Source organism: Burkholderia sp. HI2500, from assembly GCF_002223055.1.
Classification (GTDB): Bacteria; Pseudomonadota; Gammaproteobacteria; order Burkholderiales; family Burkholderiaceae; genus Burkholderia.
This window is the reverse complement of the sequence record NZ_NKFL01000004.1, coordinates 30235-42980: the sequence shown is the minus strand read 5'-3', so window position 1 is coordinate 42980 and position 12746 is coordinate 30235. Positions and strand designations below refer to the sequence as shown.

Below are 12746 nucleotides of genomic sequence, written 5' to 3'. Positions count from 1 at the left end.
CCTGTATCTGCTGCCTTTCCGACCGGGCGCAATTGAACGCCGGCGCCGGGCGGCACGCCCGGCGCGTTCCGGAATCGCTCAGGCGTCGTCGCCCGGCGCTGCATCGCCCTTGGCAGGCGGTGCGTCGCGGAAACGCACGTCTGCCGCGAGATCTTCCGCCTCCGCGGCGCGATGCGCGTCCGAATGTTCGGAGAGGTAGTCGTAGATCGCGTAGCACAGCGCTTCACAACCCTGACCGGTCAGTGCCGAGATCTCGAACACGGGGCCGTCCCACTCGAAGCGCTCGAGGAAATCCGCGACCCGTGCCTTGCGCTCGTCTTCCGGCACCATGTCGAGCTTGTTGAGCACGAGCCAGCGCGGCTTCTCGTAGAGCGCCTCATCGTACTTGCGCAGCTCGCCGACGATCGCCGTCGCTTCCGCCACCGGATCGACGCTTTCGTCGAACGGCGCGAGATCGACCAGATGCAGCAGCACGCCGGTGCGCTGCAGGTGGCGCAGGAACTGATGGCCGAGGCCCGCGCCTTCGGCGGCGCCCTCGATCAGCCCCGGGATGTCGGCGATCACGAAGCTCTTGCTCGGGCCGACGCGCACCACGCCGAGATTCGGCGCAAGCGTCGTGAACGGGTAGTCGGCAATCTTCGGCCGCGCGTTCGACACCGACGAGATGAACGTCGACTTGCCTGCGTTCGGCATGCCGAGCAGGCCGACATCGGCGAGCACCTTCAGCTCGAGCTTCAGCATACGACGCTCGCCGGGCTTGCCGTCCGTCTTCTGGCGCGGCGCGCGGTTCGTGCTCGACTTGAAATGCAGGTTGCCGAGCCCGCCGGCGCCGCCCTGCGCAAGCATGACCTGCTGGTCGTGCTCGGTCAGGTCGGCGATCAGCTCGCCGGTATCCATGTCGCTGATGATCGTGCCGACCGGCATGCGCAGCGTGACATCGTCGCCGCCCTTGCCGTAGCAATCCGATCCACGCCCGTTTTCGCCGTTGCGCGCCAGGTGCTTCTTCGCGTAACGGTAGTCGATCAGCGTGTTGATGTTGCGGTCGGCGATCGCGTATACGCTACCGCCCCGGCCGCCGTCGCCGCCGTCCGGCCCGCCGAACGGGACGAATTTCTCGCGGCGCATCGACGCACTGCCATCGCCTCCGTCTCCGGCGATGACTTCGATTCGTGCTTCGTCAATGAACTTCATTCGTCACTCCGCCCAGTATTTCCGCTATTGTGCCGCGCGCCGGCGCGCTTGAACAATCTGCCGTTCGGCCGATCGTACGCCGGTTGCGCGATGGCCGCCCGAACGCACACGCGCCCGGCGGCCAAATAAAAAAAGGCCCCGCGAAGACTGCGGGGCCTTTCGGCTACGAAGCCCGTGGGTGCCTGAACTTAGGCAGCCGCCGGGACAACGATGACCAGATGCTTCTTGTCCGCGCCCTTCGTCGCGAACTTGACGTGACCGTCGACCAGCGCGAACAGGGTGTGATCCTTGCCCATGCCGACGTTCTCGCCTGCGTGCATGCGCGTACCGCGCTGACGCACGATGATGCCGCCGGCATTGATTGCCTGGCCGCCGTACACTTTCACGCCGAGACGTTTCGACTCGGAGTCGCGGCCGTTCCGGGAAGAGCCGCCTGCCTTTTTGTGTGCCATCTGATTGCTCCTTTACCGAGGCGCTTACGCGTTGATCGCGTCGATGCGCAGCTCAGTGTAGTTCTGGCGGTGGCCGCCGTGCTTTTGGTAGTGCTTCCGGCGACGCATCTTGAAGATGGTGACCTTGGCATGACGACCGTGCGACACAACGGTGGCCTTGACGGAAGCCCCACTGACCAGCGGCGTACCGAACTTAATCGATTCGCCTTCGCCCACTGCGAGAACCTGGTCGAGCGTGATTTCAGCGTCAATGTCAGCCGGTATCTGTTCTACTTTGAGTTTTTCGCCAACGGCAACCTTGTACTGCTTGCCGCCGGTTTTTATGACCGCGTACATTGAGAACCTCACTCTGGATCCAATTTTTCCGCACACCACGCGCGGAAAACACGTGATTATACATGGGGTTAGCACCCAAGTCAAAGCCGATTGACGATTGCCGCGCGCGGGCCTCTACCGGACGGCCAAAATCACGCCGCTGGTACGTCTGACAGACCGGCATATCGCGGATTCGACTTATAATCCGCGGCATCACCCAATTCCATCATCATGTCGTCGTCCACCGCCTCCCCCACCCTCAGCGCCGCCCATCTGCTCGCTCCGATCACCACTGACATGGAGCAGGTGAATCGCGTTATCCGGCAAAGCCTCGCGTCCGATGTGCTGCTGATCAACCAGATCGCCGAGTACATCATCGGCGCGGGCGGCAAGCGGCTGCGCCCGGCATTGCTGCTGCTCGTCGCCGGCGCGCTCGGCGAGACGTCGCACCAGCGGCACGTGCTGGCCGCCGTCGTCGAGTTCATCCACACGGCCACGCTGCTGCATGACGACGTCGTCGACGAATCCGAGCTGCGCCGCGGCCGCCAGACCGCCAATGCGCTGTTCGGCAACGCGGCGAGCGTGCTGGTAGGCGACTACCTCTATTCGCGCTCGTTCGAGATGATGGTCGGCGTCGGCAAGATGCGCGTGATGGAGATCCTGTCGGAAGCGACGACGATCATTTCCGAAGGCGAGGTGCTGCAGCTCCTCAACATGCACGACGCGGACGTCGACGAAACGCGCTACATGCAGGTGATCCGTTACAAGACGGCCAAGCTGTTCGAGGCCTCGGCACGTCTGGGCGCGGTGCTCGCCGGCGCCGATGCGCCGACCGAGGCCGCCGCCGCCGAATACGGCCGCCGGATCGGCACCGCGTTCCAGATCATGGACGACTGGCTCGACTATGCGGGCACGGCCGAGGCGATGGGCAAGAATGCCGGCGACGACCTGCGCGAAGGCAAGCCGACGCTGCCGCTCATCTATCTGATCGAACGCGGCACGCCCGAACAGTCGGCACTCGCACGCGAGGCGATCGAACAGGGCGGCACCGATCGCTTCGACACGATCTTCGAAGCAATCACGCGCTCGGGCGCACTGGATCACACGCTCGAATGCGCACGCCAGGAAGCGCAGGCGGCAGCAGCAGCGATCGCCGCGTTCCCGGACTCGATCTATAAGGAAAGCCTGCTCGGGTTGTGCTCATACTCGACGTCGCGGCAATCGTAAACACGCCGCGAACGCGAAGCGATGCCTTGTCTCGAAAATTTTCTTCATCAAAGTATTCCCTTTTAGAAAAAACATCGTTATAGTTACGTTCTTGCTTGTGACGACGCAGCGATTCTTAACGAAGAGGGCGAAGTCGGAAAAGCAAAAATCGGGGTGTAGCTTAGCCTGGTAGAGCGCTACGTTCGGGACGTAGAGGCCGGAGGTTCGAATCCTCTCACCCCGACCAGATTTGTAAAAAACCGTGCACCTCGTGCACGGTTTTTTTTTACCCGGCCGCCGCAGGCCCCTTGTGTCGCGCACGACACATCGCGGTCGCCGGCCTCTGCTATATTCCTTCCATCCCAGTCCTTCACTGCCTTCCAACGCGTGGACCAAATTCCCTTATGGGCGCAAATCGGCGCCGTCTTCCTGCTTCTCCTCTGTTCCAGCTTCTTTTCGATTTCCGAGACCGCGATGATGGCGCTCAACCGCCATCGGCTGAAGCATCTCGCCAGCCAGGGCGCACTCGGCGCGAAAACCACGCAAGGCCTGCTCACGCGCACTGACCTGCTGCTCAGCGTGATCCTGATCGGCAACAACCTGTTCAACACGATCATCCCGGTCCTGACGACGTCGCTCGCGCTGCATACGTTCGGCCGCAACAACCTTGCGCTGTCGATCGCGACCGGCATCGTCGCGTTCCTGATCATCGTGTTCGCCGAAATCGCGCCGAAGATCGTCGGTGCGACGTTCCCCGAACGCATCGCGCTGCCCGCGAGCCTCGTGATCGCGCCGCTGATGCGCGTGTTCAAGCCCGTCGTCTGGTTCGTCAACGCCCTCGCGAACGGCGTGCTGTGGGTGCTGCGCATCAACACGAAGAAGGGTCGCGACCAGAGAATGTCGGCCGACGAGCTGCGGGCCATCGTGCTCGAGTCGAGCAGTTTCATGCCGACCAAGCACCGCAGCATCCTGCTCAACCTGTTCGACCTCGAGAACATCACGGTCGACGACGTGATGGTGCCGCGCCGCCAGATCGAGTCGCTCAATTTCTACGCGCCGCTCGACGACGTCCTGCACCAGCTCGAAACCTGCTATCACAACCGGCTCGTCGCCTACGAAGGCGACATCGACAAGGTGCTCGGCGTGTTGCACGTCCGCAAGACGCTGACCGCGCTGCACAACCAGGAATTCGACCGCGAGACGCTGCGCGCGCTGCTCGCCGAGCCGTACTACGTGCCGTCCGGCACACCGGTGGTCCAGCAGCTCCAGTTTTTCCAGGAGACCCGGCAGCGGACCGCGCTCGTCGTCAACGAGTACGGCGAGCTCGAAGGGCTCGTCACGCCCGAAGACATCATCGAGGAGCTGATCGGCGAATTCACGACGTCGATGCCGCGCAGCGAACGCAAGGGCGGCTGGGACGAGAACGGCGAATGCATCGTCTCGGCGAGCATGCCGCTGCGCGAACTGAATCGCTGGCTGCACCTGAAGCTGCCGACTGACGGGCCGAAGACGCTGAACGGCCTGGTGCTCGAAATCCTCGAGGAAATTCCGGAAGACGACGTGTGCCTGAAAATCGGTGACGTCATGCTCGAGGTGATGCGCAGCGACGATCAGGCCGTGCGCACCGTCAAGCTCTTCAAGCCGCGCGGCTCGCGCACCGCACGCGCCACCACGCGCTAGCCGAACGGCTGACTGCCGGCGCCGCCCGCGACGCGCGACCATCTGCTGGTCACGGTCAACAGGCGGCCAGCGTGCCGGCTCACATGCACTTCCCTCCTCCCGGGGCGCCGCTGCGCACGCAGCCACCCGCCCACGCCGATGCGTCGCCCGCCACCGCACCGCGCGCGCTCGACGCGGCCCAGCTCGACGATGCGCCGGCCGTGCGGCTGCTGACGGACACGCTTCATGCAGCGCGCGTGCGCGACGCATCCGACATCCACGTCGAACCATTCGAAGCCGGCTGGCGCATCCGCCTGCGCATCGACGGCGTGCTGCACGAACATGCACGGCCGCCCCTTCATCTGCGCGACGCGCTCGTCACCCGGATCAAGGTGCTCGCGCGCATGGACATCGCCGAGCGGCGGCTCCCGCAGGACGGCAGGCTGCGCATCGTGATCGATGGCGGTACGCGCGGCGACTACCGGGTCAGCTCGCTGCCCACGTTGTTCGGTGAAAAGCTGGTGCTGCGGCGGCTCGAAACCATGCCGACCGACCTCACACTCGCCCGCCTCGGCTTCGACGCGCAGCAGGCGGCCGCGATGGAGGCCGCGATACGCGCCCCGCATGGCCTCGTACTCGTCACGGGTCCGACCGGCAGCGGCAAGACGCTGTCGCTCTATTGCGCGCTGCAGATGCTCGATCGCGACGCGCACAACGTCTGCACGGTCGAGGATCCCGCCGAGATCCAGCTCGACGGCATCAGCCAGGTCGGCGTCGCCGAAAAGGCCGGGCTCACGTTCGCGACAGCCCTGCGCGCGCTGTTGCGGCAGGATCCGGACATCATCATGGTCGGCGAGATTCGCGATGCGGAGACGGCCGACGTCGCGATCAAGGCCGCGCAGACCGGCCATCTCGTGCTGTCGACGCTGCACACGAACGACGCACCGGCCGCCGTCGCGCGGCTGCTCGACATCGGTGTCGCGCCGTACAACCTCGCGGCCGCGCTGCACCTCGTCACCGCGCAACGCCTCGTCAGGCGGCTGTGCACCGCCTGCCGCGTGCACTCGGACGCACCGGTGCCCGTCCTGCGCGAAGCCGGCTGCGACCCGGCCGCCCTCGCAACCGGATGGCGGCCGTTCGTCGCGCGAGGCTGTCCGGCCTGTCACGGCATCGGCTATCGCGGCCGCGTCGGCCTGCATCAGACGATGCCGGTGTCGTCCGGGCTGGCGGAACGCATCGTCGCACGGGCGAGTGTTGGCGAGCTCGCGCGATGCGTGGCGGCCGAAGGCGTGCGCAGTCTGCGCGACGCGGCGCTCGCGCGCGTCCGTGACGGCACGACGAGCATCGCGGAAGCCCTCGCCGCGACACCTGCCGCATGAGCATGCACACGCCGCCGCGCGAAACCCGCTTCGCATGGCGTGGCCGCCGTCGCGACGGCACATCGCGCCGCGGGACCGTCATTGCATTCGACGCCGCGAGCGCACGTGCCACGCTCGCACGCGACGCCGTCGCCGTGCTGTCGCTCGATGTCCGCGGGCCGGCCCGGCCGCCCACGGCCAGCGCGCGGGACGTCACACGCTTCACGCGCCAGCTCGCGAGCCTGCTGCAGGCCGGGTTGCCGCTCGCGCCGTCGCTCGAGATGCTCGCGCGTACGCGGCCACACGACGGCCTGCCGCGCATCGCCGCAGGTCTCGCCCGCGAGATCGTCGGCGGCCGGCGCTTCGCCGACGCGCTCGCACGCTATCCATCCCAGTTCGGCACGCTGTATCGCCAACTGATCGAGGTCGGCGAAGCGTCCGGCTCGCTTGGGATCGTACTGACGCGGGTCGCGGAACACCGCGAGCGCACCGAAGCGCAGTGGCGCAAGCTGCGGGCCGCGCTCGCGTACCCGGCGGCCGTCATCCTGTTCGGGCTCGCGATCTCGGCCGCGTTGATGGTGTGGGTGGTACCGACGTTCCGCCAGATCTTCGACGGTTTCGGCGCCGCACTGCCGGCGCCAACCCGCGCGCTGCTCGCGCTGTCCTCCGCGCTGTCGGCATGGGGCGGTGGGCTCCTTGCCATTGCCGCGGCAGCCGTGCTGGCCGCACATCACGCGCTGCGGCGGTCGGCACCGCTGCGCCACGCTGTCGCGCGGCAACTGCTGCACGCGCCGCTCGCGGGTAGCGCGCTCAGCCGGTACGCGGCCGCACGCTGGTGCCGCTCGCTGGCGACACTGCTCGGCGCCGGTGTGCCGCTCGCCGACGCCTTCGCCACGCTCGAGCGCACCGCCGGCCATCCGGTGTTCGAGCACGCCACTGCGCACATCGCAGCCCGCGTGCTGCGCGGCGCACGCCTCGCGGACGCCATGCAGTCGGCCGGCTGCTTTCCGGACGACGTCGTGCAGCCGATCGCCGTCGCCGAGGAGACGGGTGCGCTCGACACGATGCTCGCCGACATCGCGGCGCTGTGCGAACGCCAGCTCGACGCGCGTCTCGATGCACTCGCCGCGCTCGGCGAACCGCTGATCGTGATCGTACTGGGTGCACTCGTCGGCGGCCTCGTGATCGCGATGTACCTCCCCATCCTTCAGCTCGGCAACGTGGTGTAGCATCGCAACCGATTCTGTCGCCTTTTAGTCCGAACCTTGAGCCTCATGACGCCAGCGCCCCTGTACTCCGTTACCGATTCGCCCGAGAGCACGCTGCTCGCGCTGGCGATGCTGCCGCCCGCGCTGCAGTATGCATTCGCGGTCGTCGTCGGCCTTTGCGTCGGCAGCTTCCTGAACGTGGTCGTCCACCGGCTGCCCGTGATGATGCAGCGTGCGTGGCAGGCCGAGATCGATGAAGCGACCGGCAACGCGAGCGCTCCGCCCGACGACGGCTACCCGCCGCGCTACGATTTGTGGCGCCCGCGCAGCGCCTGCCCGCATTGCGGCCACGTGCTGCGCGCATGGGAAAACATCCCGCTCGTCAGCTTTCTGATGCTGCGCGGGCGCTGCCGGCGCTGCGGCCATTCGATCGGCATCGTATATCCGCTCGTCGAGCTCGCGTGCGCGCTGCTCGCCGCCGGCTCGCTCGCGGTATTCGGCCCGACCGTCGCCGCCCTTGCCGCATTCGCGCTGTGCGCCGCGCTGCTCGCGATGAGCGCGATCGATATCCGGACGGGCTACCTGCCCGACTCGATGACGCTGCCGCTCCTCTGGGCCGGGCTCGCGCTGAACCTCGGCGGCACGTTCACGTCGCTGCGCTCGGCGGTGATCGGGGCCATGGCCGGCTACCTGTTCCTGTGGGCGATCTACTGGCTGTTCAAATGGCTGCGCGGCATCGAGGGCATCGGTTTTGGTGACCTGAAGCTGCTCGCCGCGCTCGGCGCATGGATGGGCTGGGCCGCATTGCCGCAGGTCGTGCTGTTCGCCGCCGTGACGGGCGCGATCGTCGGGCTCATCGCGACCTGGCGCGGCCGCATGCGCTTCGAGGAGCCGATTCCGTTCGGCCCGTTCCTCGCGGCAGGCGGCGCCGCGACGCTGTTTTTCGGCACCCCGTTCTATTCGGCGCTCGGAGGCTGACATGTTCGCAATTGGACTCACCGGCGGCATCGGCAGCGGCAAGACGACCGTCGCCGACCTGTTCGGCGCCCGCGGCGCGTCACTGGTCGATACCGATCTGATCGCCCATCGCATCACCGCACCGAGCGGTCTCGCGATGCCGGCGATCGAACAGGCATTCGGCCCCGGCTTCGTTGCCGCCGACGGCTCGCTCGATCGTGCGAAGATGCGCGCACTGATCTTCAGCGACGACGCCGCGCTCCGGCGCCTTGAAGTGATCACGCATCCGCTGATCCGCGCGGAAACCGATCGCGAGGCCCGCGAAGCGCAGGGCCCGTACGTGATGTTCGTCGTGCCGCTGCTCGTCGAGTCAGGCAACTGGAAGGCGCGCAGCGATCGCGTGCTCGTCGTCGATTGCGCGGTCGAAACGCAGATCGCACGCGTGATGCGGCGCAACGGCTTCACGCGCGAGCAGGTCGAAGCGATCATCGCGAAACAGGCGACGCGCGAAGCCCGTCTCGCGGCGGCCGACGACGTGATCGTCAACGACGCGACGACACCCGACACGCTCGCCGCACAGGTCGATGCACTGCACCAACGCTATCTCGCGTTTGCGGCCGCCGCGCGCTGAACCGCGAGCCCAATCGTGATGGTGTACGAAATTGGCGCGTTGCTAGGGTAGAGAGTGAGCATTAGAATGTCCTGCATTGTTTCAATCCCTACCCAAGAGGCGAGCGCGCTTGATTCTTTACGAGTATCCGTTCAACGAGCGAATTCGCACGTTGTTGCGCCTCGAAGATCTCTTCGAGCGCTTCGCGTTCTTTTTGGCTCAGGAGGACCCGCGTGAACACCACGTCGCGCTGACGACGCTGTTCGAAATCGCCGAGGTAACGGGCCGCGCGGACCTGAAATCGGATCTGATGAAGGAGCTCGAACGTCAGCGCCAGACGCTCGCCCCCTTTCGCGGCAATCCGGGCATCGAGCAGAACGCGCTCGAAGCCGTGCTCGGCGAAATCGAGCAGACGCTCGCGAACCTCGCGCAGATGCAGGGCAAGACCGGGCAGCACCTCGTCGACAACGAGTGGCTCGCCAGCATCCGCAGCCGCGCGGTGATTCCCGGCGGTACGTGCAAGTTCGACCTGCCGTCGTACTACGCATGGCAGCAGTGGCCCGCCGAGCAGCGGCGCCAGGACATCGCGAAGTGGATCCTGCCGATGCTGCCGCTGCGCGACGCGGTGACGATCGTGCTGCGGCTCGCGCGCGAATCGGGCCAGGCGTCGAAGGTCATGGCGATGCAGGGCAGCTACCAGCAGATGCTGTCCGGCCGCACCTACCAGTTGATGCAGGTGCGCGTGCCGCCGGAGTTGCGCGTCATTCCCGAAGCGAGCGCGAACAAATACATGCTGTGGGTACGGTTCACCATGCAGGATGGCGATGTGCGTCCGCGCGCGGTGGATATCGACGTGCCGTTCCATCTGACACTGTGCAATCTGTAACGGCCGCGGGCCGGATCGCTTTCGTATGACTACCGTTGTGAAATGCCCGTCGTGCGGCGCCGAAGTGCGCTGGACGCCCGAAAATCAGTTCCGCCCGTTCTGCTCGGCCCGCTGCAAGCAGCTCGACCTCGGCGCATGGGCCGCGGAAAAGTACCGGATCGGAGGATCCTCCGACGAGGGCCCCTCGTCGGAAGAAGACGGCACGGACGGCCGCCGCGACAGCTGAGCGGCGCGCAGCACCGCCTGCTAGTGATATGGCCCGCCTTTCCGGCAGGCCATCATGGCGTCAGTTCGACGCGGCTTCCTTCTCGAGCAGTTCGAGCACCGGCAGCGCGGCCGGCAACAGCGGCGCGACGGCGACCGGCAGTTGCTGCCACACGAACGCCTGCCCTTCCTTGCTGTGCGGCTCACCCGTCCAGCCCGTCACCTTGCAGAAATACAGCCGCACGTACGCATGCGGATAATCGTGCTCGAGCGTGTGCCAGCGGTGGCTGGCCGTGACTTCGATGCCGAGCTCCTCGTGCAGTTCGCGCGCAAGCGCGTCCTCGACGCTTTCACCGGCCTCCAGCTTGCCGCCAGGAAACTCCCAGTAGCCTTCATACGGCTTGCCTTGCAGCCGCTGCGCGAGCAGGTAGCTTCCGTCCGGCTGCACCATCACGCCGACCGCGACTTCCGTCACCCTGCGGCCATCGGGCGCGCGCACCGCGCCTTGTGCGAGATCCGCGCTCATGCCCGCTCCTTGCGGCCCGACCAGTCACGCGCAAACTGCCACGCGACGCGCCCCGAGCGCGAACCGCGCTCGAGCGCCCACACGAGCGCGTCGCCGCGTGCGGATTCGATCTCCGCATCCGGGCAGCCGAAATGACGCAGCCAGTGCCCGACGATGTCGAGGTAGTCGTCCTGCTTGAACGGATAGAAGCTGACCCACAGGCCGAAGCGCTCCGACAGCGAGATCTTTTCCTCGACGACTTCGCCGGGGTGAATCTCGCCATCCGGAAGATGCTTGTACGACTCGTTGTCGCTCATGTACTCGGGCAGCAGATGGCGGCGGTTCGACGTCGCGTAAATCAGCACGTTGTCCGACTGCGCGGCGATCGAGCCGTCGAGCGCGACCTTCAGCGCCTTGTAGCCCGACTCGCCTTCCTCGAACGACAGGTCGTCGCAGAACACGATGAAGCGCTCGGGACGCTGCGAGATCAGGTCGACGATGTCGCCGAGATCGTGCAGGTCGTCCTTGTCGACTTCGATCAGGCGCAGGCCCTCGTTCGCATACGCGTTCAGGCACGCCTTGATCAGCGACGATTTGCCGGTACCGCGCGCGCCGGTCAGCAGCACGTTGTTGGCCGGCTTCTGCTGTACGAACTGCCGCGTGTTCTGTTCGATCAGCCCTTTCTGGCGATCGATGTTGTGCAGATCGTCGAGCGTGATCGACGACACGGCCGGCACCGGCTGCAGATAGCCGCGCCCCTGGCGCTTGCGCCAGCGGAAAGCGTGCGCGGCATTCCAGTCGACCGCGGCCGGCGCGGGCGGCAGCATCCCCTCGAGACGGCCGAGCAGCGCTTCGGCGCGCGTCAGAAACTGTTCAAGCTTGTCCATGTCGTTCGAACGCTCCCGATCAGGAGCGGTAATCCGCGTTGATGCTCACGTAGTCGTGCGACAGGTCGCACGTCCAGATGGTGGCCTGCGCGTCGCCGCGGCCGAGCAGCACGCGGATCGTGATTTCGCTCTGCTTCATCACGCGCTGGCCGTCTTCTTCCTGGTAAGCCGGGTTGCGGCCGCCCGCCTTCGCGACGAGCACGTCGTCGAGATAGAGGTCGATCTTGTCGACGTCCAGATCCGCGACGCCCGCATAGCCGATTGCCGCGAGAATCCGGCCGAGGTTGGGGTCGGATGCGTAGAACGCCGTCTTCACGAGCGGCGAATGGCCGATCGCGTAAGCGATCTGGCGGCATTCCGCGACATTCTTGCCACCTTCGACCTGCACCGTCATGAATTTCGTCGCGCCTTCGCCATCGCGCACGATCAGTTGCGACAGCACTTGAGCGACTTCCGTCACCGCATCGCGCAGCGCCGCATAGGCCGGCGAATCGGTCGACGTGATCGCCGGCAGCGTGCTCTTGCCCGACGCGATCAGGATGAACGAGTCATTCGTCGACGTGTCGCCGTCGATCGTGATGCAGTTGAACGAGCGATCCGCGACTTCCTTCACGAGCGTGTCGAGCACCGGCTGCGCGACGTTCGCGTCGAACGCAAGGAAGCCGAGCATCGTCGCCATGTTCGGCTTGATCATGCCCGCGCCCTTGCTGATGCCCGTCAGCGTGACCGTATGGCCGTCGATCGTCACCTGGCGCGACGTGGCCTTCGGCAGCGTGTCCGTCGTCATGATCGCTTGCGCGGCGTCGAACCAGTTCGCGGCCTTGCGGTTCGCGAGCGCGGCCGGCAAGCCGGCCTTCAGGCGCTCGATCGGCAGCGGCTCGAGGATCACGCCGGTCGAGAACGGCAGCACCTGTGCCGGCTCGATGCCCGCGAGGCGCGCAAGTTCCGTGCAGGTTTCGCGTGCGTTCACGAGGCCCGGCTCGCCGGTGCCCGCGTTCGCATTGCCCGTATTCACGACGAGCGCGCGAATGCCCGCGCCGCCCGCGCGCACCTTCGCCAGGTGCTCGCGGCAGACGGTGACCGGCGCTGCGCAGAAACGGTTTTCGGTGAACACGCCCGCGACCGTCGCGCCTTCGTCGACGGAGATGACCAGCACGTCCTTGCGATTCGGCTTGCGGATGTTCGCTTCCGCCCAGCCGAGCGTGACGCCGGCGACGGGATGCAGTTGGGCGGGATCGATCGACGGAAAATTGACAGCCATGGGGCACACCTGCCGGATGGAAAATGCCGGCATGCGCCGGCATCGAT

Annotated in this window: 14 protein-coding genes and 1 tRNA gene; 9 read left to right on the top strand and 6 right to left on the bottom strand. The window is 66.3% G+C overall.

Annotated features, from left to right (window positions below; genetic code table 11):
• Positions 1–78 precede the first annotated feature (78 nt).
• The 3 genes from obgE to rplU form a co-directional block, all read right to left on the bottom strand.
• Positions 79–1191, bottom strand: coding sequence for a GTPase ObgE (obgE, locus tag CFB45_RS02710; protein WP_089424436.1), 1113 nt, complete (start codon positions 1189–1191; stop codon positions 79–81).
• Positions 1192–1379: 188 nt separating this feature from the next.
• Positions 1380–1643 carry a 50S ribosomal protein L27 gene (gene rpmA / locus CFB45_RS02705; RefSeq protein WP_006476999.1) on the bottom strand — a complete coding sequence of 88 codons (264 nt, stop codon included), beginning with the start codon at positions 1641–1643 and terminating at the stop codon, positions 1380–1382.
• A 24-nt stretch (positions 1644–1667) separates the two neighbouring features.
• Entirely contained in the window at positions 1668–1979 is a 312-nt protein-coding gene (gene rplU, locus CFB45_RS02700; protein ID WP_006025184.1) for a 50S ribosomal protein L21, read from the bottom strand.
• A gap of 210 nt (positions 1980–2189) precedes the next feature.
• On the opposite strand from rplU, the gene CFB45_RS02695 reads away from it, so the two are divergent.
• The 9 genes from CFB45_RS02695 to CFB45_RS02655 all read left to right on the top strand — a co-directional run bounded on the left by CFB45_RS02695 (position 2190) and on the right by CFB45_RS02655 (position 10068).
• Entirely contained in the window at positions 2190–3185 is a 996-nt protein-coding gene (locus CFB45_RS02695) for a polyprenyl synthetase family protein (protein WP_089424435.1), read from the top strand.
• Positions 3186–3334: 149 nt separating this feature from the next.
• Positions 3335–3411, top strand: a tRNA-Pro gene (locus CFB45_RS02690).
• Between the two features lie 140 nt (positions 3412–3551).
• Positions 3552–4844, top strand: coding sequence for an HlyC/CorC family transporter (locus CFB45_RS02685; RefSeq protein ID WP_089424434.1), 1293 nt, complete (start codon positions 3552–3554; stop codon positions 4842–4844).
• Between the two features lie 83 nt (positions 4845–4927).
• Positions 4928–6202, top strand: a complete 1275-nt coding sequence (locus CFB45_RS02680; protein WP_089424433.1) for a GspE/PulE family protein — start codon at positions 4928–4930, stop codon at positions 6200–6202.
• Entirely contained in the window at positions 6199–7410 is a 1212-nt protein-coding gene (locus tag CFB45_RS02675) for a type II secretion system F family protein (RefSeq protein WP_089424432.1), read from the top strand. Before CFB45_RS02680 ends, CFB45_RS02675 begins: the two co-directional genes overlap by 4 nt.
• Positions 7411–7455: 45 nt before the next feature.
• Complete coding sequence (locus tag CFB45_RS02670; RefSeq protein WP_089424431.1) at positions 7456–8367, top strand: prepilin peptidase; 912 nt, start codon at positions 7456–7458, stop codon at positions 8365–8367.
• Between the two features lies 1 nt (position 8368).
• Entirely contained in the window at positions 8369–8977 is a 609-nt protein-coding gene (gene coaE / locus CFB45_RS02665; protein WP_089424430.1) for a dephospho-CoA kinase, read from the top strand.
• Between the two features lie 109 nt (positions 8978–9086).
• Entirely contained in the window at positions 9087–9842 is a 756-nt protein-coding gene (zapD, locus tag CFB45_RS02660; RefSeq protein ID WP_039353119.1) for a cell division protein ZapD, read from the top strand.
• Positions 9843–9867: 25 nt separating this feature from the next.
• Positions 9868–10068, top strand: a complete 201-nt coding sequence (locus CFB45_RS02655; RefSeq protein WP_027788444.1) for a DNA gyrase inhibitor YacG — start codon at positions 9868–9870, stop codon at positions 10066–10068.
• A 60-nt stretch (positions 10069–10128) separates the two neighbouring features.
• Here CFB45_RS02655 and CFB45_RS02650 read toward each other — a convergent pair whose 3' ends face one another.
• Genes CFB45_RS02650 through argJ form a run of 3 tightly spaced genes read right to left on the bottom strand, consistent with a single transcriptional unit; the run spans position 10129 to position 12699 of the window.
• Complete coding sequence (locus tag CFB45_RS02650; protein ID WP_089424429.1) at positions 10129–10572, bottom strand: NUDIX domain-containing protein; 444 nt, start codon at positions 10570–10572, stop codon at positions 10129–10131.
• Positions 10569–11438 (bottom strand): ATP-binding protein, encoded by an 870-nt coding sequence (locus CFB45_RS02645; RefSeq protein ID WP_089424428.1) that lies wholly within the window; start codon positions 11436–11438, stop codon positions 10569–10571. The genes CFB45_RS02650 and CFB45_RS02645 overlap by 4 nt, the downstream gene beginning before the upstream one ends.
• A gap of 19 nt (positions 11439–11457) precedes the next feature.
• Positions 11458–12699, bottom strand: coding sequence for a bifunctional glutamate N-acetyltransferase/amino-acid acetyltransferase ArgJ (argJ, locus tag CFB45_RS02640; RefSeq protein WP_089424427.1), 1242 nt, complete (start codon positions 12697–12699; stop codon positions 11458–11460).
• Positions 12700–12746 lie beyond the last annotated feature (47 nt).

Bases quoted from the DNA above. Each gene is read 5' to 3' on its own strand.
- obgE (WP_089424436.1), bottom strand. From the start codon at position 1,191: ATGAAGTTCATTGACGAAGCACGAATCGAAGTCATCGCCGGAGACGGA.
- rpmA (WP_006476999.1), bottom strand. From the start codon at position 1,643: ATGGCACACAAAAAGGCAGGCGGCTCTTCCCGGAACGGCCGCGACTCC.
- rplU (WP_006025184.1), bottom strand. From the start codon at position 1,979: ATGTACGCGGTCATAAAAACCGGCGGCAAGCAGTACAAGGTTGCCGTT.
- CFB45_RS02695 (WP_089424435.1), top strand. From the start codon at position 2,190: ATGTCGTCGTCCACCGCCTCCCCCACCCTCAGCGCCGCCCATCTGCTC.
- CFB45_RS02680 (WP_089424433.1), top strand. From the start codon at position 4,928: ATGCACTTCCCTCCTCCCGGGGCGCCGCTGCGCACGCAGCCACCCGCC.
- CFB45_RS02675 (WP_089424432.1), top strand. From the start codon at position 6,199: ATGAGCATGCACACGCCGCCGCGCGAAACCCGCTTCGCATGGCGTGGC.
- CFB45_RS02670 (WP_089424431.1), top strand. From the start codon at position 7,456: ATGACGCCAGCGCCCCTGTACTCCGTTACCGATTCGCCCGAGAGCACG.
- coaE (WP_089424430.1), top strand. From the start codon at position 8,369: ATGTTCGCAATTGGACTCACCGGCGGCATCGGCAGCGGCAAGACGACC.
- CFB45_RS02655 (WP_027788444.1), top strand. From the start codon at position 9,868: ATGACTACCGTTGTGAAATGCCCGTCGTGCGGCGCCGAAGTGCGCTGG.
- CFB45_RS02650 (WP_089424429.1), bottom strand. From the start codon at position 10,572: ATGAGCGCGGATCTCGCACAAGGCGCGGTGCGCGCGCCCGATGGCCGC.
- CFB45_RS02645 (WP_089424428.1), bottom strand. From the start codon at position 11,438: ATGGACAAGCTTGAACAGTTTCTGACGCGCGCCGAAGCGCTGCTCGGC.
- argJ (WP_089424427.1), bottom strand. From the start codon at position 12,699: ATGGCTGTCAATTTTCCGTCGATCGATCCCGCCCAACTGCATCCCGTC.